Below are 26,347 nucleotides of genomic sequence, written 5' to 3'. Positions count from 1 at the left end.
TACGCCGGGCTTAGACCGGCGGCACAACCCGGGCCAGCTCTGCGCTGATCCGGTCGATCACGGCAGCCGCGACGTCGGATTTGGAACCCGACGCCTCTTGGGGTTCGGCGCCGGCGCGGGAAAGGATGACCACGGAGTTCGTGTCTTCGCCGAAGACTTTGTCCCGGCCCACCTGGTTGACCACCAGCAGGTCGCAGGCCTTCCGGCGCAGCTTGGCCCGGGCGTACTCCAGAACGTCACCGCCGGCATCACCGGTTTCGGCGGCAAATCCGACGACCAGCTGATTCCGGGCCGCGGCGTCGCGGACCTCGACGAGTTCGCGCAGGATGTCGGGGTTCCGCACGAGGTTGATCACGGGGTCCGCGACGTCGTCGCGCTTTTTGATTTTGGTGTCGGAGACGTCCGCCGGGCGGAAGTCCGCGACGGCAGCTGCCATGATGACGACGTCGGAGTCGGCGGCGGCGTGCAGCGCCGCCTTCCGCAGTTCCAGGGCGGTTTCGACCTGGATGAGCTCGACGCCGTCGGGTGCGGGGACCTCCATGTGCGCGGCCAGCAGGCGGACCCGGGCGCCAGCGTCGCGGGCGGCCGCGGCCAGGGCTGCGCCCTGTTTCCCGGAGGAGCGGTTGCCGAGGAACCGGACGGGGTCCAGCGGTTCGCGGGTGCCTCCGGCGCTGACGGTGACGGTGAGACCGGCCAAAGGCCCGGCCGCAGATGCTCCGGCGGCCGCATCTTCGGTGTTCGGGTGGGGCTGGCTGCCAGGACCGGCAGGCTGGCCTGCCGGGGCGGCGGATGCGCCGGCGAGAGTCATGGCGGCGGTGAAGATCGCCCCGGGCTCGGGCAGCCGGCCGGGACCGGAGTCGGCGCCGGTCAGCCTGCCACTCGCGGGTTCCAGGACAGTGACGCCCCGGCTGCGCAGGGATTCGACGTTGGCCTGGGTGGCCGGGTGCTGCCACATTTCGGTGTGCATGGCCGGGGCCATCAGCACGGGGCAGTCGCCGGCCATCAGGAGCGTGTTGGTGAGCAGGTCATCGGCCTGCCCCGTGGCCGCACGGGCCAGGAGATCGGCCGTGGCCGGGGCCACGACGATCAGCTCGGCCTGATGGCCGAGGCGGACATGGTTGACGGTGTCGACGGCGTCGAACACGCTGTTGCTGACCGGGTGCCCGGAAAGGGCCTCCCAGGTGGCTACGCCGACGAAGCGGGTGGCGGCCTCGGTGGGAATGACGGTGACGTCATGGCCGGCTTCAGTAAAAAGCCGGAGGAGCGACGCCACCTTATAGGCGGCAATCCCTCCCCCGACTCCGAGGACTATGCGCACGTGATCTCCGTCACCCAGCAGCCTGTTTACTTTGCTCTTCCCGCAGGGGACTTTACTCTGCGGCTTCGATCGGCGTGGAAACGAGCTTGCCTTCGTTGATCTCACGCAGGGCGATCGAGAGGGACTTCTCGTTCAGCTTGGTGTCAACCAGCGGACCGACGTACTCGAACAGGCCCTCGTGCAGCTGGGCGTAGTACGCATTGATCTGGCGTGCGCGCTTGGCACCGAAAATCACCAGTCCGTACTTCGAGTCGGCGGCCTTCAGCAGCTCGTCGATCGGCGGGTTGATGATGCCTTCAAGGTTCGTGGACACGAATTCTCCAAATTCTAACGGGCCGATCCGACCCGGCGGCTAGTGCGGGTGCGGGGTGAGCCCCATGAGTGAAACAAGCTCGTCCGCTGCGCGTCGAACGTCATCATTGATGACAGTGTGGTCGAACTCCGGCTCAGCGGCAAGTTCTACTTTACCGGTTTCCAGCCGTCGCTGCTGTTCCTCGGCTGATTCCGTGCCACGGCCCACCAGCCGGCGGACCAATTCTTCCCAGCTGGGCGGGGCCAGGAAGACGAACTGCGCGTCCGGAACGGCCTGCTTGACCTGCCGTGCGCCCTGCAGATCGATCTCCAGCAGCACCGAGCGGCCCTCGGCGATGGCCTGGTTTACGGTGCTCTTCAGCGTCCCGTAGGTGTTTTGCCCATGCACCACGGCCCATTCCAGGAGTTCGCCGGCGGCCACCAGGGACTCGAACTCCTCCTTGGACTTGAAGAAGTAGTGCACCCCGTCGATCTCGCCGGGCCGCGGGGCGCGTGTTGTGGCTGAGACGGAAAGCCAGACTTCGGGGTAGTTGTCCCGGATGTAAGTGGACACGGTGCCTTTACCAACAGCCGTCGGACCGGCGAGGACTGTCAGTCCCGGTTTCTTGCTCACATATTCCTTTGGGCAGTGGAGGGGCAGCTCGGCGGACCGAACTATTTGTCGTCAATAAAATCTACCAGCGCCCGGCGCTGGTGGACTCCCAGGCCGCGGACCCGCCGCGACTGCGCGATGCCGAGCTGGTCCATGATGGCTGCCGCGCGGACCCGGCCGATTCCCGGGAGGGCTTCGAGCAGCTCCACGATCCTCATGCGGGCTATGGCGTCGTCGGTTTCCGCGGAACTGATGACCTTGGCGATGGTCAGCTCCCCCGTCTTGAGGCGCTCCTTGGCCTCCGCCCTGGTGGCCCGTGCGGCGGCAGCCTTATGTAGGGCGTCGGAACGCTCCTGCGGAGTGAGGGGTCTCAAAGTCATTGAAGTCCTCCCTGCATGGCCGGACGGGGCACCCGTGCCCTTGCCCTGAACCTACTTCCGGCGACGGCAGAAATCAATGGAAATCTGCGCAGTCGGGCTGTAGTCCGGCAACTGTGCGGCGAGAGCCTGCCTGCCCGGGACCAGCCCATGCGGTCCCGGGCCGGCAGGCGCCCGCGCTGCCTGTTTGGCTAGGCCGAGAGGAGCTCGTCGAGCGTGCGCCGTGCCGCGTCCTGAAGGGCCTTCGGCTCCGGTCCGGCGCTGAGGATGTCCCGGCTGGACGTGCCCAGGACCTGGGAGTACGCCGCACCGAAAGTGCGCCGCAGGTCCGCGGCAGTGGCCCCCTGGGCACCCAGGCCCGGGGCAAGGATGGGCCCGCGGACTGCCGCCAGGTCCAGCTTCAGCTCGGTGAGCGCGGAGCCGACCGTCGCGCCGACCACGAGGCCCACGGAACCGAGGGAACCGTCATATCGGCTGTTCTCCGCCGCAGCCGCCGCCGTGATGCGCCGGGCCACGGAGTCCGCCCCGCCGACGTGCTGGACCGAGGCGCCCTCCGGGTTGGAGGTTAGGGCCAGCACGAACACGCCGCGCCCGGTATCTGCCGCAAGGTCGAGGGCGGGACGCAGCGACTCAAAGCCCAAATACGGGCTCAGCGTCACCGAATCGGCGGCCAGCGCGGAGCCGTCCCGCAGCCAAGCGTCGGCATACGCCGCCATCGTGGATCCGATGTCGCCGCGTTTGGCGTCCGCGATGGTCAACACCGAGGCCTCCGCCGCGGCGGCCAGTGTGCGCTCGAGCACGGCCATGCCTGCAGAACCGTGCCGTTCGTAGAGCGCCACTTGCGGCTTGACCGCGGCAGCGAGGGACGCCACGGCCTCCAGCACCGTCAGCGAAAAGCGCTCCAGTCCGGCGGCGTCGTCCCCCAAGCCCCAGCGCTGCAGCAGTGCCGGGTGCGGGTCGATGCCGACGCACAGGGGCCCGCGATCAGCCATGGCCCGGCCCAGCCGGGAGCCGAAAGACTCCCGGCCGGCCGTCTTGCCCGCGCCCGCCCCGTCAGGCATTCTGCGGGGCGGCATTCTGCGGGGCGGTGTTCTGCGGGGCCGCGTTCTGTGCGGCCGCGAGGGCTGCGGCGTGCTCCTGCAGGCTGGTCACCGACCACGCGTAGGTACGCAGCGCCTCGATGGCCTGGACGGCCGCGTTGAACTCCGCCACGGTGGTGATGCACGGGATGCCGATCGACGTCGCGGCAGCGCGCAGTTCGTAGCCGTCGCTGCGGGCTTCGCCGCCTGAGGGCGTGTTGAAGACCATGTCGATATCGCCGGCGACAATCAGGTCCGCGATGGTGCCCTCGCCTTCGGCGCTGGAACCTTCGGCGACCTTGCGGACCGGGGTTGCCTGGATGCCGTTGCGGCGCAGGACGTCGGCTGTGCCGCCGGTGGAGACGATCTCGAAGCCCAGGTCGGAGAGCCGTTTGACGCCCATGATCACCGAGCGCTTGTCGCGGTTCGCCACGGACACGAAGACCTTGCCCTCGGTGGGCAGGGCGTTGTTGGCCGCCGCCTGGCTCTTGGCGAAGGCGGTGTCGAAATGCTTGTCGATGCCCATGACCTCACCGGTGGAGCGCATTTCCGGTCCCAGCAGGGAGTCCACGACCTTGCCCTCGGGGGTGCGGAAGCGGCTGAAGGGCAGCACTGCCTCCTTGACCGAAACAGGGGCGTCCAGCGGCAGGGAGGAGCCGTCGCCGGCCTCCGGCAGCATCTTGTAGGCGCTGCGGAGCTGGTTGATGGTGACGCCGGTGCCGATCAGGGCCGCGGCCTTCGCCATCTGGACGCCCGTGGCCTTGGAGACGAACGGGACCGTCCGGGAGGCACGCGGGTTGGCTTCGAGCACGTACAGGACGTCGGAGGCCAGGGCGAACTGGATGTTGATCAGGCCGCGGACGCCGACGCCCTCGGCGATCGCGCGGGTTGCGGTCCGGACGCGCTCCAGGACGTTGTTCCCGAGCGTGATCGGCGGCAGGACGCACGCGGAGTCGCCGGAGTGGATGCCGGCCTCTTCGATGTGCTCCATGATGCCGCCAAGATACATGTCGGTTCCGTCGTAGAGGGCGTCGACGTCGATTTCGACGGCGTCCTCGAGGAAGCGGTCGATCAGGACCGGGTGGTCCGGGGTGATCTCGGTGGCGTTGGCGATGTAGCGGGACAGGTTCGGCTCGTCATAGACGATTTCCATGCCGCGGCCGCCAAGCACGTAGGAGGGGCGGACCAGCACCGGATAGCCGATTTCGTCGGCGATCTTCTTGGCGTCCTCGAACGACACGGCCGTGCCGTTCTTCGGCGAGACCAGGCCGGCCTCGTCCAGGACCCGGGCGAAGGCGCCGCGGTGCTCCGCGAGGTCGATCGCTTCCGGGGACGTGCCGAGGATCGGCACGCCGGCGTCGGCGAGCTGCTGGGCAAGCTTGAGCGGAGTCTGGCCGCCGAGCTGGACGAACACGCCCATCACGCCGCCGGTGCGCTCCTCGGCCGCGATGATCTCCAGGACGTCCTCGAGCGTGAGCGGTTCGAAGTACAGCCGGGTGGACACGTCGTAGTCGGTGGAGACGGTTTCCGGGTTGCAGTTGACCATCACCGTCTCGTAGCCGGCCTTGCGCAGGGCCATCGAGGCGTGCACGCAGGAGTAGTCGAACTCGATGCCCTGGCCGATCCGGTTGGGCCCGGAGCCGAGGATGATCACCGAGGGCTTGGCGTGCAGCGCGACCTCGTCCTCCTCGTCGTAGGACGAGTAGTGGTATGGGGTGTACGCGGCGAACTCGGCGGCGCACGTGTCCACCGTCTTGTAGACGGGGCGGATGCCGAGGGCCTGCCGGACGCCGCGGACAACGTCCTCGGAATTGTTCGTCAGGGCGCCGATCTGCGCATCCGAGAAACCGTGGCGCTTGGCGCGCTGCAGCATCTCCGGGGTCAGGGCACTGGCGGAGCGGATTTCGCGGGAGATCTCGTTGAGCAGCTGCAGCTGGTCCAGGTACCAGGGGTCGATCTTGGTCGCCTCGAAGAGCTGCTCCACGGTGGCGCCGCCGAGCAGGGCCCGCTGGACCTGGTGCAGCCGGTCCGTGGTGGGCCGCTTGGACTTTTCGATCAGCTCCGGGACCTCCCATTCGGGAACGGGGCTGAAGTCCAGCTGCGAGCCCTTCTGCTCCAGGGAGCGGAGGGCCTTCTGCAGGGCTTCGGTGAAGTTGCGGCCCATCGCCATGGCCTCGCCGACCGACTTCATGGTGGTGGTCAGGGTGGGGTCCGCGGCCGGGAACTTTTCGAACGCGAAGCGCGGGACCTTCACCACGACGTAGTCCAGTGTGGGCTCGAACGAGGCCGGAGTCTTCTGCGTGATGTCGTTGGGGATCTCGTCCAGGGTGTAGCCGAGCGAGAGCTTGGTGGCGATCTTCGCGATCGCGAAACCGGTGGCCTTCGACGCCAGCGCGGAGGACCGGGAGACGCGCGGGTTCATTTCGATGACGACGACGCGGCCGGTGTCCGGTTCGACGGCGAACTGGATGTTGCAGCCGCCGGTGTCGACGCCGACTTCGCGGATGACGGCGATGGAGATGTCGCGCAGCCGCTGGTATTCCCGGTCGGTCAGGGTCAGGGCCGGGGCGACCGTGATCGAGTCGCCGGTGTGGACGCCCACGGGGTCGAAGTTCTCGATGGAGCAGACCACCACGACGTTGTCGTTCTTGTCGCGCATCATCTCAAGCTCGTATTCCTTCCAGCCGAGGATGCTCTCTTCGAGCAACACTTCGCTGGTGGGGCTGTACTGCAGGCCCTGGCCGACGATCCGGCGCAGGTCCGACTCGTCGTAGGCGAGGCCGGAACCCAGGCCGCCCATGGTGAAGGAGGGCCGGACCACCATCGGGTAGCCGAGGTCCTCGGCGGCCTTGAGGGCCTCGTCGATGGTGTGGATGATGTGGCTGCGGGCCGATTCGGCGCCGCAGCGCTCCACGACGCCCTTGAACTTTTCCCGGTCCTCGCCAAGTTCGATCGCGGCGATGTTGGCGCCGATCAGTTCCACGTTGTACTTCTCCAGCACACCGTTCTTGTCCAGCGCGATCGCGGTGTTGAGCGCGGTCTGGCCGCCCAGGGTGGGCAGGACGGCGTCCGGGCGTTCCTTGGCGATGATCTTTTCAACCACCTCGGGGGTGATCGGCTCGATGTAGGTGGCGTCGGCGAATTCCGGATCGGTCATGATCGTGGCCGGGTTGGAGTTCACGAGGATGACGCGCAGGCCTTCCTCCTTGAGGACGCGCAGTGCCTGGGTGCCGGAGTAGTCGAATTCGGCTGCCTGCCCGATCACGATCGGGCCGGAACCGATGACCAGGACGCTCTTAAGGTCAGTTCTCTTGGGCATTACTTCTTGTCCTCAGTCTTGGAATCGGTGGCATTCTTGGTCTCGGTTGCAGACGCGGCGGCCTGCTTGGTCCGGTCCATCAGCTCGATGAAGCGGTCGAAGAGGTAGGCGGCGTCGTGCGGGCCGGACGCGGCTTCGGGGTGGTACTGCACCGAGAACGCCGGGATGTCCAGGCAGGACAGGCCTTCGACGACGTCGTCGTTGAGGCTGACGTGGCTGACCTCGACCCGGCCGAAACGCTCTTCGGGGGCCTGGGTGGCGCCGTCGAGCGGGGCGTCGACGGCGAAGCCGTGGTTTTGCGAGGTGATCTCGACCTTGCCGGTGCGGCGGTCCATCACGGGCTGGTTGATGCCGCGGTGCCCGTAGCGGAGCTTGTAGGTGCCAAAGCCCAGGGCGCGGCCCAGGATCTGGTTGCCGAAGCAGATGCCGAAGTACGGGAGCTTCTCGTCGAGCACCGAGCGCAGCAGCTTCACCTGGTTGTCGGCGGTGGCCGGGTCGCCCGGGCCGTTGGACATGAAGACGCCGTCGGGGTTGACGGCCTTGACGTCTTCAATGCTGGCCGTTGCCGGCAGGACGTGCACGCGGACGCCGCGTTCGGCCAGGCGGATCGGGGTCATCCGCTTGATGCCGAGGTCGATTGCAGCGATGCTGAATGCCGGCTCGCCCTCCCAGCCCCAGTCCTTGGGCTCGATGGTGTAGGCCTCGTCGACGCTGACTTCCTCGGCCAGGCGCGAGCCTTCCATGGGGGCGCTGGCCCGGACCTGGTCCAGCAGTTCCTTGTCCGTCGCGCGGGCGTCGGCGCCGGAGAAGATGCCGGCGCGCATGGTCTTGTGTTCGCGCAGGTGGCGGGTGATGGCGCGGGTGTCGACGCCCTGGATGCCGACGACGCCCTGGTCGACGAGTTCGTCGTCGAGGGAGCGTTCGGAGCGCCAGTTGGAGGGACGGCGGGCGGCGTCGCGGACGATGTAGCCGGCCACCCAGATGCGGCGGGACTCGGCGTCGTCCTTGTTCACGCCCGTGTTGCCGATGTGCGGCGCGGTCTGGACCACGAGCTGGCGGGCGTAGGACGGGTCGGTGATGGTCTCCTGGTAGCCGGTCATGCCGGTCGCGAAGACGGCCTCGCCGAGGGCAGTGCCGGTGGCGCCGTAGCTGGTGCCGCGGAAGATCCGGCCGTCTTCGAGCACGAGGACGGCGGGGGTCGCGGCTTTGTCGCTCACGTCGGGTTCATTAACTGCGTTGGTGTCCGTCACGTTGTTACTTTCCACTATCGGTATCCGCCTGGGTGGCTGCGGAGATGAGGTTCTGCAGGGCGTTGAAGAGAATTGTCTTGTCGTCGGCGCGCCGGGTCCGGAAGCCGGTGTCCAGCTCGCGGGAGCCCAGCATCCAGCTGAGCACCAGCAGCCCGTCCTTCTCGACGAATTTGCCGGCCATGCCGCTTTCCTGCCGGACGCCGGTCAGCTGCCCGGCGGGGATGTAGACCGGTCCGGCGCCGGCCCGGTCGAACAGCACGCCGTCAGGGTGGACGCTCAGTTCGGCGTTGGTGCGGATGCCGAGCTGATGAACGGCGATGCGGTCCAGCCAGTCCCCTGCGGTGGTGGACGCGACGTACTGGCCGTCGGCTGAAGCCAGCGCGGCGCCGAGTCCGGCTGGGACCTCCGGAAGGGGCTCGACGTCGTTCTGGCGGCGCAGCCGGTTGCGCCAGCCGACCGCGATCAGAGTCAGCGCCGCGCCGATCAGGACCAGCGTGAAGATCAGGGAGAGCTCCTTGACCATCAGCGGCGGCCTGCCCGTCCGGCGTCGACGGCGTCGGCCGGGTATCGGTACGGGGTGTTCAGTTCGCCGCCGAGAACGGTGGGGTGGCCCTTGAAGAACGTCGCCACCACTTTGCCGGGAAGCTCCCGGCCGGCAAACGGAGAGTTGCGGCCCATGGTTGCCATCTTAGAAGGGTCCACGGTCCAGCGGGCAGCGGGGTCCACAAGTGTGACGTTGGCCGGCTCGCCGACCTCGAGCGGGCGGCCCTGGTCCTGGACCCGTCCGATCGCGGCGGGCGCGGTGGAGGTGACGCGGGCGAAGTCGGCCCAGCCCATCAGCCCGGTCTCGATCATGGTGTGCTGGACCACGGAGAGCGCGGTTTCGAGCCCGGTCATGCCCATGGCCGCCTGGGCCCACTCGCATTCCTTGTGTTCGCTCGGGTGCGGGGCGTGGTCGGTGCCGACGACGTCGATCGTGCCGTCGGCCAGGCCGGCACGCAGCGCCTGGACGTCGGCGTCGGTGCGCAGCGGCGGGTTCACCTTGTACACGGGGTCGTAGCTGCGGGCGAGGTCGTCCGTGAGCCAGAGGTGGTGGGGGGTGACTTCGGCCGTGACATCGACCCCGCGGGACTTGGCCCAGCGGATGATTTCCACGGATCCGGCCGTGGAGACGTGGCAGACGTGCAGGCGGGAGCCGACGTGCTGGGCGAGCAGGACGTCGCGGGCGATGATGCTTTCCTCGGCGACCGCGGGCCAGCCAGCGAGGCCGAGGACCGCGGAAACTTCGCCCTCGTTCATCTGGGCGCCGGCGGTGAGGCGCGGCTCCTGGGCGTGCTGGGCCACGACGCCGTCGAACGCCTTGACGTATTCGAGGGCCCGGCGCATGAGCACCGGGTCGTGGACGCAGATGCCGTCGTCGGAGAAGACGCGGACGTGGGCGCGGGAGTCGGCCATGGCGCCGAGTTCGGCGAGTTGCTCCCCCGCCAGCCCCACGGTGACTGCACCGACGGGCCGGACATCGACCCAGCCGGCGGTGCGGCCCAGGGTAAGGACCTGTTCGACGACGCCGGCGGTGTCCGCGACCGGAGTGCTGTTGGCCATGGCGTGCACAGCGGTGTAACCGCCCAGGGCGGCGGCGCGGGTGCCGGTTTCCACGGTTTCGGCGTCTTCGCGGCCGGGTTCGCGCAGGTGGGTGTGGATGTCCACCATGCCCGGCAGCGCCACGAGGCCGTGGGCATCAATGACCGTTGCGTCCCTCACCCCGGCGGCGTCGGCGTCGAGGTCCTGGCCGCGGCCGGCGATGAGCCCGTCGCGGATCAGGAGGTCTTCGGCCGCGCCGCCGAGGATCGCGGCGCCGCGGATGAGGTAGGCGCCGGTGTTGCTGGCGTTCTGCTGCTGTTCGGCCATCAGTGGCTCTCCTGGTGGGAATAGGTGGCGGCCATGTCGGCGGCGCTGGCTTGGGTTGCGGGGGCTGCGGCGGCAGCACTGAAGTGCGTTGCGGGGGCTGCCGGTTCGCGGCTGTCTCCGGCGAGCAGCAGGTACAGGGCCGCCATCCGGATGGAGACGCCGTTGCGGACCTGGTCAAGGACGGTGGAACGGTGTGAGTCGGCGGCGGCGGACGAGATCTCCAGGCCGCGGTTCATGGGCCCGGGGTGCATGACGATGGTGTCCTTGAGCCCTAGGCTGTCCAGCGCGCGGAGCCGGTTGTCGTCGAAGCCCCAGCGGCGGGAGTACTCACGCGTGGTCGGGAAGAACGAGGCGTTCATCCGTTCGCCCTGGACGCGGAGCATCATCATCGCGTCCACGCCCTTTTCGAGTGTTTCGTCCAGGTCGTAGCTGACGGCGCAGGGCCATTTTTCGACGCCGATGGGCAGCAGCGTGGGCGGCGCTACGAGGGTGACCTCGGCGCCGAGGGTGCGCAGCAGCCAGACGTTGGAGCGGGCCACGCGGGAGTGCAGGACGTCCCCGGCGATCGCGACGCGCATCCCGGCCAGGTCGGCTCCGGCCGACGGTGTGCCGGCCAGCCTGGACCAGTGCCGGCGCATCGTGAAGGCATCCAGCAGGGCCTGGGTGGGGTGTTCGTGGGTGCCGTCGCCGGCGTTGATGACGGCGGCGTCGATCCAGTCCGTGGCGGCCAGCCGGTGCGGCGCGCCGGAGGCCCAGTGCCGGATGACGACGGCGTCGGCCCCCATGGCGGCAAGTGTCTGGGCGGTGTCCTTCAACGATTCGCCCTTCGACACGGACGAGCCCTTGGCGGCGAAGTTGATGACGTCGGCGGAGAGCCGTTTGGCGGCGGCCTCAAAGGAAATCCGCGTGCGGGTGGAGTCCTCGAAGAAGAGGTTGACCACTGTGCGGCCGCGCAGGGCCGGCAGTTTTTTGACCTCGCGGTCCCCGACGGCGGCCATTTCCTCGGCGGTGTCGAGGATGCGGATGGCGTTCGCCCGGCTCAGGTCCTCGGTGGAGAGCAGGTGCCTCATGCGGTGGCCTCGATGACCACTTCGTTGACGGGGGCGGCGCTATTTTCCCCGCCGGCGGCGGAATCGGTTTCCTCAAGCCGGACCCGGACCTTTTCCGCGGAGGAGGTGGGGAGGTTCTTTCCCACGTGGTCGGCGCGGATGGGCAGTTCCCGGTGGCCCCGGTCGATGAGTACGGCGAGGCGAACGATCCTGGGCCGGCCGAGGTCGACCAGGGCGTCCAGGGCCGCGCGGATGGTCCGGCCGGAATACAGGACGTCGTCGATCAGCACGACGACCTTGTTGTCGATCCCGGTGCGGGGCAGCTGCGTGGGATAGGGCGGCCGTGTGGGCTGGTGGGAGAGGTCATCACGGAACATGGTGACGTCGAGCTGGCCGACGATCGCGGCGGCGTCGACGGACGGGTCCGCGGCGGCGATCTTGGCGGCGAGGCGCACGGCCAGCGGGTATCCGCGGCGCGGAATGCCGAGCAGGACGAGGTCGCGGGAGCCCTTGTTGGCCTCGAGAATTTCATGGGCGATACGAGTAAGCGCGCGGTCGATGTCAGCCTGGTTGAGGACAACCCTGGTGAGTACAACCTTCGCCGGACCCGGTGCTGATGGCACAGAAGTCAAAGCTCGTCTCCCCTTTCCCCGCCTCACGGGACGGAATTAAAAAAGGATCATTTGCCCTTTCAAATTACCACAGCAGAACTGGCGCCCCGTCGCCCCGGAATGCGTTTAACCTCACACGCACATAGGCTCGGGTCCATGACGATGAACGAGCCGCCGCCGGGGCCCGACCCCCTCGGCTACCGGGCCCCCGGCAAGCTGCCGCTGCCCCAGCAGGCCAACCCGACGTGGCTGGGACATGTCCAGCCGGAGCACTACCGGCGGGCCCCGGCCAACAGCCAGTCCCGGTTCCAGCCGGCACTCCCGGCCGCCCTCCCGGCGGTCGCGAACGGCCGCAGGTCCGCCGGCGTCGTGGGCCTCGCGCTGGCCGGCGGATTCCTCGCGTTCTTCAGCCTCTTCCTGGTCCTGCCGTTCCTTCTGGGCCGGACCGGAATCGCCGGGTTCGCGATTGGCTTCATGGCCTCCCTGGTTCCGCTGGGGACCGTGCTGCTTGCGGTGCGGTTCATCGACCGCTGGGAGCCCGAGCCCAGGCCGCTGCTGGTATTCGCCTTCGTCTGGGGATCCGTCGTCTCGATCGCGGTGACGATGCTCATCCAGCCGTATTTTTCCCTGGTGGCGGGACCGGCCTCGGGACTGGACTACGCGACGTTCGCCGTGACGGTTCAGGCGCCCGTGGTGGAAGAGTTCGCAAAATCGCTGGGGCTGCTGATGCTTCTGCTCTTCGCTCCGAAGCACTTCGACGGACCGGTCGACGGCGTCGTGTTCGCCTTCACCATCGCGGCCGGCTTCGCGTTCACCGAGAACATCCTCTACTTCGGCCGCGCCATCGCCGAATCGTCCGACGCCGGCACGGGCTTCGCGGTGGTGTTCTTCCTCCGCGGGGTCATGTCGCCCTTCGCGCATGCGATTTTCACGGGCACCACCGGCCTGATCATGGGCCTGGCCGCGCGCCGCGGAGGCACCGGGCTGGCCGTGCTGGCATTCGCCGTGGGCCTCGTCCCCGCGATTCTGCTGCACAGCGGCTGGAACAGGATGGGCCCGGATTTCCTGGCCCAGTACGTGCTGGTGCAGGTGCCGATCTTCCTGCTGGCCGTGCTGGTCATCGTGCTCCTGCGGGTGGCGGAGCGCAGACTCACCCGCCAGCGGCTCCGGGAATACGCGGCCGCGGGCTGGTTCACCGCTGCGGAAGTAGAAGCTTTCGCCACCACCGGCGGCCGCCGCGCCGCGCTCCGCTGGGCCAGGTCGGTGGGCCGGGCGGCGCAGATGCAGGCTTTGCTTCACGCAGCCACCCGGCTTGCCTTCACCCGGCAGCGGATCCTCAGCGGCCGGGACGTGCCGGCGCACCAGCGTGATGAGCAGTACCAGCTCGCCGAAATCGCCGCCCTCCGGGCCGCCGTCGTCGGCTAGGACGAAAGAACCCCGCCCGGCAACCGGGCGGGGTTCTTCCTACTCTGTGGCTTAGGCCAGCAGCGAAGGCTTCAGCTGTTGCAGCCGGCCGAGCAGGCCGTTGATGAATGCAGGCGACTCGTCGGTGGAGAGCGTCTTGGCCAGCGCCACTGCTTCGCTGACCGCCACGCCGTCCGGGACGTCGTCGTTGTAGAGCAGCTCCCAGGTGCCGATCCGCAGGATGATGCGGTCCACCGAGGGCATGCGCTCCAGCGTCCAGCCCTGCGAATAGGTTTCCAGGAATTCGTCGATGGCGGCCTGGTGGGAGACCACGCCCTCGACGATTTCGAGGGTATACGGGTTGACGATCTGGTCTGTCTTTTCGCGGCGGGACTTCAGTACGTCAAACGCCGAGGCGGAGCGCTGCTCGGCCTCAAAGAGGACATCGAGGGCCCGGTTGCGGGCCTTACCGCGGGCGCTCACTAGTCGTTGACCCGGCCGAGGTAGCTGCCGTCACGGGTGTCGACCTTGACCCTGGTGTTGTTCTCGACGAAGAGCGGCACCTGGATCTCGTAGCCGGTTTCGAGGGTGGCGGGCTTGGTGCCGGCCGAGGAGCGGTCGCCCTGCAGGCCCGGCTCCGTGTAGGTGATCTCGAGGACGACGCTCGGGGGCAGTTCGATGTAGAGCGGGTTGCCCTCGTGGATGGCGATGTTCACCATCTGGTTCTCGAGCATGAAGTTGGTGGCGTCGCCGACGGTGGCGGCCGGGACGGTGAGCTGGTCGAAGTCCGAGGTGTCCATGAAGACGAAGTCGGCGCCGTCCTGGTACAGGTACTGGTAATCGCGGCGGTCCACGGTCGCGGTCTCGATCTTGAGTCCGGCGTTGAAGGTCTTGTCGACGACCTTGCCGGACATCACGTTGCGCATCTTGGTGCGCACGAACGCGCCACCCTTGCCGGGCTTGACGTGCTGGAACTCGATGATGTTCCAAAGCTGGCCCTCAAGCTTCAGGACGGTGCCGTTCTTGATGTCGTTAGTGGTTGCCACTGTATCCTCTTAGTCTTTGTCTCGTTCCGCCAGACCGGTGCTGTCGGCCGGACGTCCTATGCCGGGCAGGCATGCCATGCGGCCCGCCAGCGCGTATTTGTCAAAAATCCAAAACCTATTCTACCGGTTCCCGCGCGCAGCTGCCGGACGGGGTGCGGCGCAGCGGCTCAGGACTGCTCGTCCAGCACTTCCCGGGCGCGCTGCAGGGCCACCGTGGAGGCGTAGATCAAAGCGGCGTCGGCGGAGCCGGCTACGCGCAAGTCCAAGGCCCTGGCGAAGGACTCCACGGCGGCGGCGGCATTGCCGGCTGCGAAGTAGGACCGGCCCAAGTGCTGGCGGACCGCGGCCTCCTCCAGGGTCTCGTGGTGTTCCGCCAGGAGCTGGCGGAACACCTCGATGGCCCGGTCGAACCGGTTGGAAACGCGGAGTACGTCCGCTTCGAAGATCCGCAGCCGGAGCGAGCCCGGGTCCTTGTAGCGTGCCTCGGCGAGGAGCTCGGCGGCTTCGGCCGGGTGCCCTTCGACGAGCCGGATGAAGATCAGGTCCCCGGGGTCGGTGGAGGCCGTCCGGGCCTCAGCGAGGACTTCCTCGTTGACGATCTCCGGCATCAGGGTCTCCGGATTGATCCGGATTCCAGGGAATCCGGCGTCCGGCCAGTCGCTCGTGTCGCCCTTGGACATGAGCATCAGGAGGCAATCTCCTGGTACGCGGCGAACAGCAGCGATGTGTCCGGGACGTCGAGGATGCCCGGGCGGCCGACGCCGTCGAGCACCACGAACCGCAGCAGGTCGCCGCGGGACTTCTTGTCCCGCCGCATGCCGTCGAGCAGTGCCTGCCAGCGGTCGCGGCGGTAGGTGATGGGAAGGCCGAGGCTTTCGAGGACGTCACGGTGCCTGTCGGCGTCGGCGTCGCTGAGCCGGCCGACGCTGCGGGCGAGCTCGGCGGCGAACATCATGCCCACGGAAACCGCGGCGCCGTGCCGCCACGAGTAGCGTTCGGCGAGTTCGATGGCGTGGCCGAGGGTGTGGCCGTAGTTCAGGAACTCGCGCCGGCCGGTTTCCTTGAGGTCCTCGGAGACGACCCGGGCCTTGACGCTGATGGCGCGTTCGATGAGTTCGCGCAGCACGTCCGAGCGGGGATCGGCCACCGCGGACGGGTCTTTTTCGATCAGGTCGAGGATCGCCGGGTCTGCGATGAAGCCGCATTTGATGACTTCGGCCATGCCGGAAATGATCTCGTTCTTCGGCAGCGTCTCAAGCGTGTCGAGGTCTGCGAGGACCCCGGCGGGCGGGTGGAACGCGCCCACCAGGTTCTTGCCCTCGGCGGTGTTGATGCCGGTCTTGCCGCCCACGGAGGCGTCCACCATGCCCAGCAGGCTCGTGGGCATGTGGATGACCTTGACGCCGCGCAGCCAGGTCGCGGCCACGAAGCCGGCAAGGTCGGTCACCGCGCCGCCGCCTACGGCGACGATGGCGTCGGAGCGGGTGAAGTCGTTCTGCCCCAGCACCTGCCAGCAGAAGGAGGCCACCTCAATGTGTTTGCCTTCTTCGGCGTCCGGGATCTCGGCGGTCAGCGCGGTGAAACCGGCGGCGGAGAGCTCTTCCCGCACGGTGTCGCCGGTGAGCCGCAGCGCGCGCGGGTGGATGACCAGGACGCGTTTGACGCGCTCACCCAGCAGACCCGGCACGCTGGCCAGGAGCCCGCGGCCCACTACGACGTCGTAGTTTTCGCCGGGCGTTTGGCCGGTGACTTTGATGACGGTTGATTCGGTACTCACTATTCAACTTCCTTTGTTGACGCTGGTGCGGGCACGGCGGTGGCTTTCGCCGCCGCGTACTCCCCCAGCGCGTCTTCCAGCCGGCGGGCCAGTTCCGGAACGCTGCCGCTGCGGACGTCGAGAACCAGATCGGCGAGCCGTTCGTAAACGGGTTGCCGGGTGGCGAACAAGGTCCGCCAGCGTCCCATGGCGTCGCCGGCCAGGAGCGGCCGGCCCGAGTTCCTGGCAATGCGCTCCGCCACGGTCTCGGCATCGCATTCGAGGTACACCACGGTACAGCGGCCCAGGAGCTGCTGCGTACCGGAGTCAAGGACGGCCCCGCCGCCCAGCGAAATGACGGTGCTGCTGCCTCCCGCTTCCTCGATCGCCCGGGAGACGGCCCGGGCTTCGAGTTCGCGGAAGGCGTGCTCCCCCCGGCTGGCGAAAATCTCGGCAATCGATCCGTGCTGGGCCACCACGACGGCGTCGGTGTCCACGAAGGCGGAGCCCAGGTGCTGCGCGAGCTGGTGTCCGATCGCCGATTTTCCCACCGCCATCGGTCCGATCAGGACGATCGGGCCGCGGTGCTCCGTCGCGGGTTTTGCTGCGGCGGAGGGCGCGTCGGTATTCCAGGCTGGCACTAGTGGCCGATCGAGTCCAGGGACGCCGGAATGCTGTCCAGGTAACCCTTGATGTTGCGGGCGGTCTCCTGCACGGAGTCACCGCCGAATTTCTCCGCGACGGCCTCGGCGATCACCAGGGCCACCATGGCCTCGGCCACGACGCCCGCGGCCGGGACGGCACAGACGTCAGAGCGCTGGTGGTGGGCCTTGGCGGCCTCACCGGTGCTGACGTCGACAGTCTTGAGGGCGCGCGGCACCGTGGCGATCGGTTTCATGGCGGCGCGGACGCGCAGGACGTCGCCGATGCTCATGCCGCCTTCAATGCCGCCGGCGCGGTTGGACGTCCGGATGATCTTTCCGTCCGCGTCCTTGACGATCTCGTCGTGGGCGGCCGAGCCGCGGCGGGCGGCTGTGAGGAAGCCGTCGCCAACCTCGACGCCCTTGATGGCCTGAATGCCCATGAGGGCCGCGGCCAGGCGCGAGTCGAGGCGCCGGTCCCAATGGACGTAGCTGCCGAGTCCCGGCGGGAGCCCGTAGGCCAGCACTTCCACGACGCCGCCGAGGGTTTCGCCTTCCTTGTGCGCGACGTCGACCTCGGCCACCATGGCGTCCGACGTTTCACGGTCGAAGCAGCGCAGCGGATCGGCGTCGAGCGCCAGCACGTTGCCCGGAACGGGCAGCGGGCGGCCTTCGGGCACGGCAACACTGGCGATGGACACCGTGTGGGAGACGAGCTCGATGCCGAGCTGCTTGAGGAACGCCGCGGCGACGGCGCCGAGCGCAACCCTGGTGGCGGTTTCACGGGCGCTGGCGCGCTCCAGCACGGGCCTGGCCTCGTCGAAGCCGTATTTCTGCATGCCGGTGAAGTCGGCGTGGCCCGGGCGGGGCCGGGTGAGGGGGGCGTTCCGGGCCTGGTCGGCCAGGACGTCGGGGTCCACGGGATCCGAGGACATGATCTGTTCCCACTTGGGCCACTCGGTGTTCCCGACCTGGATGGCGACCGGGCCGCCCTGGGTCAGGCCGTGACGGACGCCGCCGAGGATGGCGACCACGTCCTGCTCGAATTTCATCCGTGCGCCGCGGCCGTAGCCGAGCCGCCTGCGGGCCAGGGCCGCACTGATGTGCTCGCTGGTGAGTTCCACACCGGCGGGCACGCCTTCAATAATTCCGACCAGTGCCGGGCCATGGGATTCTCCGGCAGTCAACCAACGCAACATGCTTCCATCCTGCCATGTCGGGTGCTTAGAACACCCGTCGGGGCGCCCCCACTGCGTCACACATCACATCTATGACCCCGGCCGGCATGGTCTCGCCCAACCCAGTGAAGTGCCGCACTTGTTCCACCGCCTGGTAGATGAGCATTTCAAGGCCGGGAACCACAAATCCGCCCGACTCCTGCCAGGCTGCAGCGATCCGGCTGGGCCACGGGTCGTAGGCGACATCCAGGAGGACGCCCGGCCGGGCCGAGCTTTCTTCGCCCAGTTCCGCTGCCAGCTCCCCGGCCAGCGCGTCTGCTGCCCGGGGCGGAAGCGAGGAGATAACGACGTCGGCGGCGGCGACAGCCGCGGCCGCCCCGGCAAGGGGAAGCACCTGCACAGGGAGGCCCACGGCGGCAGACGCGGCGCGCGCCTCGGCGGCGCGGCCGACGTCGCGCACGAACACGTCGGCGGAGACCGCCCCCAGCTCCTTGAGCGCGGCGATGGCAGCCGCCGCGGTCCCGCCGCCGCCGAGGACCGCCGCCGTGGGTGCGGAGGCCGCCCCCGCGTGCCGGAGCGCGTTGACGATACCGGCAACGTCGGTGTTGTACCCCACCAGCCGGGTTTGACCACCAGAATCAGGGCCGGCGGGTTCGAAAGCAACGGTATTGACGACGCCAAGCACGCGGGCCACGCCGCGGACCTCGTCCACTTCCGCCACCATGGCCGATTTGAGCGGCATGGTCACCGAGAGCCCCCGCCAGCCGCCGCCCGCTTCGTCCCTGACCTGCCGCATGAACCCCGGCAGGGCAGCCTCCGTCACGTCGATGGCTGTGTAGGTGAAGTCCACGCCCAGGTAGGCGTACGCGGCCCGGTGCAGCGCCGGCGACTTTGAATGGCTGATGGGATGCCCGAGGACGGCCGCCCGCAGCGTCATACGCAACGTCCCGGGTTGGCCGCGCACCAAGCGTTGTACTGCTCCACGTAGCCGTTGTGTTCAGCCAGGGTTTTGGAGAACTTAGTCTCCTTGGTGTCCAAGTTGATGGTGACCCAGTAGAGGTAATTGTTGGACTTGGGCTTCGCGGCGGCATCGATGGCCGTCTTGCCGGGTGATCCGATCGGCCCGGCAGGCAGGCCCTGGTTGGCGTACGTGTTGTACGGGTTCGACTTGTCCGCCTTCTGGTCTTCGTCGATGTGGAAGCTGCGGATGCCGAGTCCGTACGTGACCGTGGCGTCGGACTGGATGAGCCCATTGGTCTCGGTGTTGTTGGGCTTGAGGCGGTTGTAGATGGCGCCGGCGACGTCGCCGTACTCGGCCTGGCCGCCTTCGGCCTGGACGATGCTGGCGACAGTAAGGACATCGTATTGCTTGGCGGGATTGGTGACGCCTTGGGCCTTGAGTTCAGCCAGGGTGTTGCCGACCAGCTTTTGGAAAATGTCCTTGGCGGAGGTGCCCAGCGGGAAGCGGTACTCCCCCGGCGCCAGGAAGCCTTCGAGATTTTTCGCCTTGGACGGGACGCCGAACTGCGCCGGCGCATCGCTGAGCGCCTTCAAGTCCGCGACCGGAATTCCGGTGCCCTCGGAAATTGCCTGCAGGGACTCGCTGACCCGCAATCCGGCACTGAGGGCAAAGTACATGACCTTGCCCTGCTCGTTGTTGAGCAGCACGGACACGGCATCGGAATTCTTCATTTCCTGGCGCATTGAGAAGGTACCGGGGCTCAAGGCACCGCCGGATGCTGCGAACTCCTTCATGAACGCGTCGGCGTTCGCCACGACTTTTTTCTCCTGCAGCTCGGTCGCGACCGACTTCGGTCCCGCGCCGGGCTCGACGGTGATGGTGACCTGGCCGGTGCCGGGCCCGGGGTAGTCCGCCAGGGTGTCGCCGCCCAAGAGCGGCTTGAGGAACTGCGCTCCGACGGCGATGGCAATGACGAACACGGTCAGGGTCAGCACGAGGGCCAGGAAGCGCCGCCGCCGGCGGACTTTCTTGGACGGAACCTTGTCGTAACGGACGGCTCCGGCCATCAGGTCGTGGCCGGATTCGCCGTGGTACTCGGCTTCCGGATGCGCGCCCGCATGGTGGTAGGCGCCGGTGTCGCCGTCCTCGTAATCATGGGGCGCCTCATCGTGGGGGTACAGCGCGAAGCTGCCGCTGCGGCCGCCGCCGTGGGTAGCCGTTCTGTGGTGGGCCGCGTGGCCTGCCGCCGCATAGACGGCGTCGTCGCGGGCAGCATCATCGCCGGCAGCATTGCCGCCGTTAGCATCGGCAGAGTCGGGGACCTGGCGCACCGGGATGAGCTGCGTGAAGTCGTGACGGGCTGCCTCTTCGTCAGCTCCGGCTGAGCTTGCGGGGGGGTGTTCGGCGGGGACGTCGTGCACGGCTTCTTCATGCACTGCCGTTTCATGCACGGCTTCTTCATGCACGGCTTCTTCATGCACTGTTGGTGCTTCGCCGGGAAGTTCCGGGGCTCCGCTGGCCAGTTCAGGCGCCGCCTCGGGCAATTGCGGGGACGCGGTCCGGCCGCTCTCCGGGGGCAGGGTGGACGGCTCGGGGTCGCGGTCCGGAACGTCCTGCCCTGTCTCGAAGGCCTGCGGCGGGATCCTGCTGAACCCCTGCGTTGCCAGGAGTTTTTCGCGGGCCCTGATCTCTTTACGCGTCAGCGGCAGGCCGGCACCGCTAGGGGCACCACCGGAGGAGTCGTCATTGTTGACCGGGCTCACTGTAGCCTTCCATGTTCTGAAGAGTGCGTCTGTACTCCCGGGCCGGCCTGTGCGCCGCCTCCGGTCGGCCCCGGCGCAGACTCCGCGTACACGCGGTTTCCGACCTCCGTTCCCCTGGCCTTTTGCATATCAATCGCATGTTGCAGAATACCTGCCGCCGCAACCTGATCAACCACTGTACGGTGATTTCTGCTGCTCATGCCAGCCTCGTGCAGGTTGCGGTGGGCGGTCACGGTGCTCAGCCGCTCATCGACCAGGCGCACCGGAATGTCGCTTCCGGCGTCCTGCAAGGTACCGGCCAGCAACTGCGCGTACTCCGTGGCCATCCTTGCCGAGGCGTGCTCCTCGCCCTTCATGGTGCGTGGCAGTCCTACGAAAATCTCCACGGCGTCCAGCTCACCGGCCAAACCGGCCAAGATGCGCACGTCGGTGTTCTTTTTCACATTCCGCTGCAGCGTGCGCAGCGGGGTGGCCAGGATTCCGTCACGGTCGCAGATGGCGACGCCCACGCGGACGGTGCCGACGTCCACCCCAAGTTTCACGCCCCGGGGGTAGACGCCGGCAGCAGCACCTTCAGACATAGACGGATCCGCTATCGCCGCGTAATGGCGTCCACGACGGCGCTGAGGGCAGCCCCGACCTTGCCGGCGTCCGTACCGCCGCCCTGGGCGACGTCGTCCTTGCCGCCGCCGCCGCCACCAAGCACACCGGCGGCCAGGCGCACCAGGGCGCCGGCCTTCACGCCGGCGGTCCGGGCGGCTTCGTTCGTGGCGATCAGGATCACGGGACGGTCGTTGCTGACGCCAGCGACGGCGACGGCGGCGGCCTCGGAGCCGAGACGGGTCCGCAGGTCCAGCGCCAGGCCGCGCAGGTCATCCGCTCCGCCGATCTGGCCGGCGTCGTGCGCAATGACCTTGACGCCGGCAGCGTCCCGGGCGGTGCCCACCAGCTGGGCCGCGGCGGCTGTCAGCTGCTCCTTGCGCAGCCGCTCAAGTTCCTTCTCGGCGGTCTTGAGCTTGGTCAGCGTGGTGGCGATCCGGTCCGCGAGAAGTCCGGAGGGGACCTTCAGCATTTCCGTGAGCTCGGTGACAAGGGCGCGTTCGGCGGCGAGGTGCCGGAAGGCGTCCATGCCCACGAAGGCTTCGACGCGGCGGTTTCCCGAGCCCACGGACTGCTCACCGAGCAGGGACAGGCTGCCGATCAGAGAGGTGTTGTCGACGTGGGTGCCGCCGCAGAGCTCGCGGGACCAGGCGCCGTCGATCTCCACGACCCGGACCTCGTTGCCGTAGTTCTCGCCGAACAATGCCATGGCGCCGAGCGCCTTGGCCTCGGCGAGCCCCATGACCTTGGTCTCCACCTGGAAGTTGTTCCGGATGGCGAGGTTGGAGACTTCCTCGATTTCGGACCGGGTGGCGGCGCTCAGGCCTTCGCCCCAGGCGAAGTCGAAACGCAGGTAGCCGGCCTTGTTGAACGAGCCGCGCTGCAGGGCTTCCGGGCCGAGGATCTGGTGCAGGGCCGCGTGCACGATGTGCGTACCCGTGTGCGCCTGCTCGGCGGCGTGGCGCCGTTCCCGGTCGACGGCGGCCTGGACGAGGGAATCCGCGCCGATTTCGCCTTCACGGACGATCGCCTTGTGCACGCTGAGTCCCTTGACCGGACGCTGGACGTCCAGCACCTCGACGACGAAGCCGTCGCCGGTGATGAGGCCGGTGTCGGCGGCCTGCCCGCCGGCCTCGGCGTAGAACGGAGTCTCGGCCAGGACCAGTTCGATCTCGTCGCCCGTGGAGGCCTGCGCGACCTTCTGCCCGCCGGAGAGGATGCCGCGGACCTTGGACTCGCCCGTCAGGTCCGTGTAGCCGGTGAAGACAGTCTCGCCCTGGGCCAGGAGCTCCTGGAAGGCGCTGAGGTCCGCGTGGGCGCCCTTCTTGCCCTTGGCGTCGGCCTGGGCGCGCTGGCGCTGTTCGAGCATGAGTTTGCGGAACTCGGGTTCGTCGACCTTCAGCCCGGCTTCCTCGGCCATTTCGAGGGTGAGGTCGATGGGGAAGCCGTAGGTGTCGTGCAGGGCGAAGGCGTCGGCGCCGGAGAGCGGCCGGCCGGCGGACTTGGACTCCTTGACGGCGTCCTCAAGCCGGGCGGTACCGGAAGCGATGGTGCGCAGGAAGGCCTTTTCCTCGGCGTAGGCGATCCGGCTGATGCGCTCGAAGTCGGTCTCCACGACCGGGTAGACACCCTTCATGGCGTCCCTTGAGGCCGGCAGCAGCTCCGGAAGGCAGGCCCGGTCGACGCCGAGCAGGCGCATGGAGCGCACGGCGCGGCGGATCAGGCGGCGCAGCACGTAACCGCGTCCCTCGTTGGAGGGGGTCACGCCGTCGGCGATCAGCATGAGGGCGGAGCGGATGTGGTCGGCGACGACGCGCATGCGGACGTCGTCGGCGTGGTGCGGGTCCTCGTCGGTCTCGGCAGAGGTGTATTCCTTGCCGGACAGCTCGGCCGCCCTGTCGATCACCGGCCGGACCTGGTCGGTCTCGTACATGTTCTCGACACCCTGCAGGATCATCGCGAGGCGCTCCATGCCGAGGCCGGTGTCGATGTTCTTCTTGGGCAGCTCGCCCGTGATGTCGAAGTCCACCTTCGAGCGGACATTGTCGATCTGGTACTGCATGAAGACCAGGTTCCAGATCTCGATGTACCGGGTCTCGTCAGCGAGCGGGCCGCCTTCGACGCCGTAGGCGGGGCCCCGGTCGTAGTAGATCTCCGAGCAGGGACCGGCGGGGCCGGGCTGGCCGGTGGACCAGTAGTTGTCGGCCTTGCCCATCCGCTGGATGCGTTCAGCCGGCACTCCGGTGTTCTTCAGCCACAGCTCCTTGGCTTCGTCGTCCTCCTCATAGACGGTGACCCAGAGCCGCTCCGGCGCCAGGCCGTAGCCGCCGTCGTCGACGCTGGTGGTAAGCAGCTCCCACGCGAACTTGATGGCGTCTTCCTTGAAGTAGTCGCCAAAGGAGAAGTTGCCGCACATCTGGAAGAACGTGCCGTGGCGGGCGGTCTTGCCGACCTCTTCGATGTCACCGGTGCGGATGCACTTCTGCACGCTGGTGGCCCGCTGGTAGGGCGCCTCCTCACGCGCGGTCAAGTACGGGATGAACGGCACCATGCCGGCCACAGTGAACAGCAGGGAGGGGTCGCTGGAGACCAGGGATGCGGAGGGCACTGCGGTGTGTCCCTTGCTGACGAAAAAGTCGATCCAGCGCTTGGTGATCTCCTGCGACTTCATGAGCTGATTTCTTACCCTTCAATATTCACTGCGTGGTGTGGCCCGCGTCTGTGCTGCGCGGGACAAGCTGAGTCCCGGCACCCGTCCGGGCCTGACAGTGCAGGTCCCGGGGTCCGTGCCGGCGCGCCCTTGGCGGGCGCCGTATCTACTAATTCTCTCCCGGCTAGCGCCGGACTGCATCCCGGCGGGCCGCGATGCCGCCCGCGAGGGCCGCGTCCACGCCTCCCCCAATGGCGGTGTCGACGCCGAGCGCGGAACGGAGTTCCGCTTCCCGCTCGCCCATGCCTTCACGGACGGCATCCGCGAAATCGTAGAGGCCGTCCGCCAGCCGTCCCACGGCCCGGTTCAGGCCCTCGGGGCTCAGGGCGGACTGGGTTGCACTGATCTTGCGGAACGCGATGACGCCGATCGCGACGCCGATTCCCATCCAGATGATTCGGTTCATGTCAGGAACTCCTAGAGGGCTTAGCGGCTGCGGCGGCCGGTAGCGGGCTTTTTGCGGGTGGTGAAGGCCGAGCGCACGCCGTAGCTGAAGGAAGCCACCTTGATGAGCGGCGAGCCCACGGTGGCGGCCATGAGCGAGGACAGCGCCGAGATGTTGGCGGAGGCGTCCGAGACGTTGTTGGAGATGCCGTCGACCTTCTTCAGCTGCTGGTTGGTGGTGGAGACCGTGGCGGTGACTTCGTCCATCAGCGGGGTGGCGCCGTCGCTGATGGAGCGGATGGTGGTTCGCATTTCGTCAAATACTCCGCCGAGCTTCAGGATCGGCACTGCGAGCAGCAAGACCAGCAGTGCAAACACCCCAGCCGCGATCAGGCCGGCAATATCGCCACCAGACATAGACACTCATCTCCTTGAACTTCAGTGGAAAACTGCTCGTTGCGTCCGGTCCCGGACGGTTCCAGCCGGCTGTTGCAACCTGCAGCCAGAACCGGCTCCCGGGGAACTCCCCCAAGTACCTTACATACAAAGAAGCCCGCGGCGCTTGCCACGGGCTTCTTTGTAGGTGTTGCCTTGAATTTAGCGTGCGTAGAATTCCACGACGAGCTGCTCTTCGCAGGTCACGGGGATCTCGGAACGCTTCGGGCGGCGCACCAGGCGGGCCTGCAGGGCGTCAAGCTTGACGTCCAGGTAAGCCGGAACGATCGGCAGGACGTCGCGGTGGGCGCCGGCTGCTGCGACCTGGAACGGAGGCATGGTCTCGCTGCGGCTGTGAACGTGGACCAGCTGGCCCTCGCCGACGCGGAAAGACGGACGGTCAACGCGGATGCCGTCAACGAGGATGTGGCGGTGCACAACCAGCTGGCGGGCCTGGGCGATGGTGCGGGCGAAGCCGGCACGCAGCACGAGGGCGTCGAGACGCATTTCGAGCAGTTCGATCAGGTTTTCACCGGTCAGGCCCTTGGTGCGACGTGCTTCTTCGAAGGCACGGGTCATCTGGGCTTCGCGGATGCCGTACTGGGCGCGCAGACGCTGCTTTTCGCGCAGACGTACGGCGTAGTCGGAGTCCTGCTTCTTGCGGGCACGGCCATGCTCACCGGGACCGTACGGGCGGCGCTCCATGTACTTGGCGGCCTTGGGGGTCAGAGCGATGCCGAGTGCACGCGAAAGGCGTGCGGTACGGCGAGCACGAGTGTTGTTAGCCACTTGTGTCCTTCCAATATCTGCGGTGTGTCAGTGTTACTGGCCTCCACGATGGAGAGCATCGGCCAACCGCTGCCTTTTGCTACTGGGCACAGGGCAACCCGGATCAAATTCAATGATTTTCCAAAATTTGATGGATTGCGCGTCCGTGCCTTGCCAGACAACGAACTAGCCTACCATGACGGGGCCCGTGGCCCGAAGCCGGCATCGAAGTCAGATGCGTGCGTGCACGCCCCGGCTGCCCCTGCGCCCGAATGACGCCGCACCCAGGAATTCCACGGCTACAAACGGCTCCTGGCCCACCACCCACTCGTCGTGGCCCGGCGGAATCGCGTAGGTGTCGTTGGCGTGGATCGTCGAATGCAACCCTTCGGCAGTTTCCACCTCCATGCTTCCGGAAATGCAAAAACCCAGATGGTGGTGCTGGCAGACGTCGGTCAGCTCGTAGGGTCTGGTGTTCCACGACCACCGCCAGCCCGGGCCGAGGATCAACCTGGCCACCGAGTAGTCGTCCACTGTGCAAAGGTCAATTTCGGCCTTGTCGGGGCAACGTTTCCTGTCGGGCACATCAAACGACTTAACTGCCATGGCGGTGACGCAGTTGATGCTCATGGGACACTCACTTGGGAAAAACTGGGACGGGGGCGGGGACTCTCGGGGCGGGCGGAAGACCTTGGTGGAGCGAAGCCGGCCTAAGTCTGGGGTTCGCATGTCGGACCGGCGGAATGGGCTGCGCTGTCCCCTGCGTCGCACGAACAGTCAGCAGATCCGTGCTGACGTATTTTCCACGTTAGACCTCTTGGCCGCCATGTCAACGGCGGATTCCGGCCCCGCACAACCGCGGCGGGACCGCCGCTGGTCAGGGCTT

26 protein-coding genes are annotated in these 26,347 nt (G+C 67.7%); 1 reads left to right on the top strand and 25 read right to left on the bottom strand.

Features of this window, described 5'->3' with window-relative positions:
- Nucleotides 1–10: 10 nt before the first annotated feature.
- The 11 genes from ACFVVK_RS14310 to pyrR all read right to left on the bottom strand — a co-directional run bounded on the left by ACFVVK_RS14310 (nt 11) and on the right by pyrR (nt 11,836).
- Nucleotides 11–1,318 (bottom strand): bifunctional phosphopantothenoylcysteine decarboxylase/phosphopantothenate synthase, encoded by a 1,308-nt coding sequence (locus tag ACFVVK_RS14310; RefSeq protein ID WP_390268021.1) that lies wholly within the window; start codon nt 1,316–1,318, stop codon nt 11–13.
- A 52-nt stretch (nt 1,319–1,370) separates the two neighbouring features.
- Nucleotides 1,371–1,631 carry a DNA-directed RNA polymerase subunit omega gene (gene rpoZ, locus ACFVVK_RS14305; RefSeq protein WP_090581074.1) on the bottom strand — a complete coding sequence of 87 codons (261 nt, stop codon included), beginning with the start codon at nt 1,629–1,631 and terminating at the stop codon, nt 1,371–1,373.
- A gap of 39 nt (nt 1,632–1,670) precedes the next feature.
- Nucleotides 1,671–2,243, bottom strand: coding sequence for a guanylate kinase (gene gmk / locus ACFVVK_RS14300; protein ID WP_390268018.1), 573 nt, complete (start codon nt 2,241–2,243; stop codon nt 1,671–1,673).
- Nucleotides 2,244–2,284: 41 nt separating this feature from the next.
- Complete coding sequence (mihF, locus tag ACFVVK_RS14295) at nt 2,285–2,602, bottom strand: integration host factor, actinobacterial type (protein WP_390268015.1); 318 nt, start codon at nt 2,600–2,602, stop codon at nt 2,285–2,287.
- A gap of 188 nt (nt 2,603–2,790) precedes the next feature.
- Nucleotides 2,791–3,660 (bottom strand): orotidine-5'-phosphate decarboxylase, encoded by an 870-nt coding sequence (gene pyrF / locus ACFVVK_RS14290; protein ID WP_390268012.1) that lies wholly within the window; start codon nt 3,658–3,660, stop codon nt 2,791–2,793.
- A complete protein-coding gene (gene carB, locus ACFVVK_RS14285) occupies nt 3,653–6,997 on the bottom strand; it encodes a carbamoyl-phosphate synthase large subunit (RefSeq protein WP_390268009.1) in 3,345 nt (1,114 codons plus the stop codon). The genes pyrF and carB overlap by 8 nt, the downstream gene beginning before the upstream one ends.
- On the bottom strand, nt 6,997–8,247 hold the full coding sequence (carA, locus tag ACFVVK_RS14280; RefSeq protein ID WP_390268006.1) for a glutamine-hydrolyzing carbamoyl-phosphate synthase small subunit: 1,251 nt from the start codon (nt 8,245–8,247) through the stop codon (nt 6,997–6,999). Before carA ends, carB begins: the two co-directional genes overlap by 1 nt.
- Before the next feature lie 4 nt (nt 8,248–8,251).
- Nucleotides 8,252–8,770, bottom strand: coding sequence for a hypothetical protein (locus ACFVVK_RS14275; protein WP_390268003.1), 519 nt, complete (start codon nt 8,768–8,770; stop codon nt 8,252–8,254).
- Nucleotides 8,770–10,155 (bottom strand): dihydroorotase, encoded by a 1,386-nt coding sequence (locus tag ACFVVK_RS14270; protein WP_390268001.1) that lies wholly within the window; start codon nt 10,153–10,155, stop codon nt 8,770–8,772. Before ACFVVK_RS14270 ends, ACFVVK_RS14275 begins: the two co-directional genes overlap by 1 nt.
- Entirely contained in the window at nt 10,155–11,225 is a 1,071-nt protein-coding gene (locus tag ACFVVK_RS14265) for an aspartate carbamoyltransferase catalytic subunit (RefSeq protein ID WP_390267998.1), read from the bottom strand. The genes ACFVVK_RS14270 and ACFVVK_RS14265 overlap by 1 nt, the downstream gene beginning before the upstream one ends.
- Entirely contained in the window at nt 11,222–11,836 is a 615-nt protein-coding gene (gene pyrR / locus ACFVVK_RS14260; protein WP_390267996.1) for a bifunctional pyr operon transcriptional regulator/uracil phosphoribosyltransferase PyrR, read from the bottom strand. The genes ACFVVK_RS14265 and pyrR overlap by 4 nt, the downstream gene beginning before the upstream one ends.
- A 135-nt stretch (nt 11,837–11,971) precedes the next feature.
- On the opposite strand from pyrR, the gene ACFVVK_RS14255 reads away from it, so the two are divergent.
- On the top strand, nt 11,972–13,240 hold the full coding sequence (locus tag ACFVVK_RS14255) for a PrsW family intramembrane metalloprotease (protein WP_390267993.1): 1,269 nt from the start codon (nt 11,972–11,974) through the stop codon (nt 13,238–13,240).
- A gap of 51 nt (nt 13,241–13,291) precedes the next feature.
- Here ACFVVK_RS14255 and nusB read toward each other — a convergent pair whose 3' ends face one another.
- The 14 genes from nusB to ACFVVK_RS14185 all read right to left on the bottom strand — a co-directional run bounded on the left by nusB (nt 13,292) and on the right by ACFVVK_RS14185 (nt 26,091).
- Nucleotides 13,292–13,702, bottom strand: a complete 411-nt coding sequence (gene nusB / locus ACFVVK_RS14250; protein WP_390267990.1) for a transcription antitermination factor NusB — start codon at nt 13,700–13,702, stop codon at nt 13,292–13,294.
- Entirely contained in the window at nt 13,702–14,265 is a 564-nt protein-coding gene (gene efp, locus ACFVVK_RS14245) for an elongation factor P (RefSeq protein WP_090953600.1), read from the bottom strand. Before efp ends, nusB begins: the two co-directional genes overlap by 1 nt.
- A gap of 167 nt (nt 14,266–14,432) precedes the next feature.
- Entirely contained in the window at nt 14,433–14,951 is a 519-nt protein-coding gene (locus ACFVVK_RS14240) for a tetratricopeptide repeat protein (protein ID WP_390267987.1), read from the bottom strand.
- Nucleotides 14,951–16,042, bottom strand: a complete 1,092-nt coding sequence (aroB, locus tag ACFVVK_RS14235; protein ID WP_090953596.1) for a 3-dehydroquinate synthase — start codon at nt 16,040–16,042, stop codon at nt 14,951–14,953. The genes ACFVVK_RS14240 and aroB overlap by 1 nt, the downstream gene beginning before the upstream one ends.
- Complete coding sequence (locus ACFVVK_RS14230) at nt 16,042–16,596, bottom strand: shikimate kinase (protein ID WP_390268073.1); 555 nt, start codon at nt 16,594–16,596, stop codon at nt 16,042–16,044. The genes aroB and ACFVVK_RS14230 overlap by 1 nt, the downstream gene beginning before the upstream one ends.
- A 65-nt stretch (nt 16,597–16,661) precedes the next feature.
- The gene (aroC, locus tag ACFVVK_RS14225) at nt 16,662–17,861 is read right to left on the bottom strand and encodes a chorismate synthase (protein WP_390267984.1); all 1,200 of its coding nucleotides are present in this window, start codon (nt 17,859–17,861) and stop codon (nt 16,662–16,664) included.
- A 25-nt stretch (nt 17,862–17,886) separates the two neighbouring features.
- Complete coding sequence (locus ACFVVK_RS14220; RefSeq protein ID WP_390267981.1) at nt 17,887–18,777, bottom strand: shikimate dehydrogenase; 891 nt, start codon at nt 18,775–18,777, stop codon at nt 17,887–17,889.
- Entirely contained in the window at nt 18,774–20,564 is a 1,791-nt protein-coding gene (mltG, locus tag ACFVVK_RS14215) for an endolytic transglycosylase MltG (protein ID WP_390267978.1), read from the bottom strand. Before mltG ends, ACFVVK_RS14220 begins: the two co-directional genes overlap by 4 nt.
- Nucleotides 20,561–21,145: a Holliday junction resolvase RuvX gene (ruvX, locus tag ACFVVK_RS14210; protein WP_390267975.1), complete on the bottom strand. Its 585-nt coding sequence runs from the start codon at nt 21,143–21,145 to the stop codon at nt 20,561–20,563. Before ruvX ends, mltG begins: the two co-directional genes overlap by 4 nt.
- An 11-nt stretch (nt 21,146–21,156) precedes the next feature.
- On the bottom strand, nt 21,157–23,835 hold the full coding sequence (gene alaS, locus ACFVVK_RS14205; protein ID WP_390267972.1) for an alanine--tRNA ligase: 2,679 nt from the start codon (nt 23,833–23,835) through the stop codon (nt 21,157–21,159).
- A 163-nt stretch (nt 23,836–23,998) separates the two neighbouring features.
- A complete protein-coding gene (locus ACFVVK_RS14200) occupies nt 23,999–24,280 on the bottom strand; it encodes a DUF6167 family protein (RefSeq protein ID WP_390267969.1) in 282 nt (93 codons plus the stop codon).
- A gap of 20 nt (nt 24,281–24,300) precedes the next feature.
- Nucleotides 24,301–24,675, bottom strand: a complete 375-nt coding sequence (locus tag ACFVVK_RS14195) for a DUF948 domain-containing protein (RefSeq protein ID WP_090953584.1) — start codon at nt 24,673–24,675, stop codon at nt 24,301–24,303.
- Between the two features lie 180 nt (nt 24,676–24,855).
- Nucleotides 24,856–25,482, bottom strand: a complete 627-nt coding sequence (gene rpsD / locus ACFVVK_RS14190) for a 30S ribosomal protein S4 (RefSeq protein ID WP_018773157.1) — start codon at nt 25,480–25,482, stop codon at nt 24,856–24,858.
- 210 nt (nt 25,483–25,692) lie between these two features.
- Nucleotides 25,693–26,091 carry a cupin gene (locus tag ACFVVK_RS14185; RefSeq protein ID WP_390267966.1) on the bottom strand — a complete coding sequence of 133 codons (399 nt, stop codon included), beginning with the start codon at nt 26,089–26,091 and terminating at the stop codon, nt 25,693–25,695.
- Between the last annotated feature and the right edge of the window lie 256 nt (nt 26,092–26,347).

The sequence above is a fragment of the Arthrobacter sp. NPDC058192 genome, from assembly GCF_042883665.1.
Lineage (GTDB): Bacteria > Actinomycetota > Actinomycetes > Actinomycetales > Micrococcaceae > Arthrobacter.
The sequence above is the reverse complement of the archived record's forward strand: the minus strand, read 5'-3'. Positions and strand labels throughout refer to the sequence as shown.